The 272-nt window shown below is 40.8% G+C and carries 1 protein-coding gene; it reads left to right on the top strand.

Annotated elements, in window-relative coordinates:
- The coding region (locus VC352_RS24890; protein WP_322982164.1) for an acyl-CoA dehydrogenase domain-containing protein at nt 1–272 on the top strand (272 nt) is incomplete at both ends.

Below are 272 nucleotides of genomic sequence, written 5' to 3'. Positions count from 1 at the left end.
CTGTTTCCCTTTTGGTCGTGTTGCCCAGCAACCAAGTGATCAGCTAAAAACGCAATTAGGACGTGCGATCATGGAAAATAATCCTTTCCGTGAACAACTCAAGCAGCATGTTTTTTACAATACCGATCCCAATGATGTCTTTGGGCGTATGGAAAATGCCTTCCAAGCAGCATTAAAGATTGATCCTCTGTGGACGAAGTTTAAAAAAGCGGAGTCCAAAGGACAATTTGAAGGCTTAGATTTTGAATCACATATTCAACATGCACTTGAAA

The sequence above is a fragment of the Pseudomonas sp. C11 genome (genome assembly GCF_034683865.1).
In the GTDB taxonomy this organism is placed as follows: domain Bacteria; phylum Pseudomonadota; class Gammaproteobacteria; order Pseudomonadales; family Pseudomonadaceae; genus Aquipseudomonas.
This window is presented reverse-complemented; position numbering and strand designations above follow the sequence as displayed.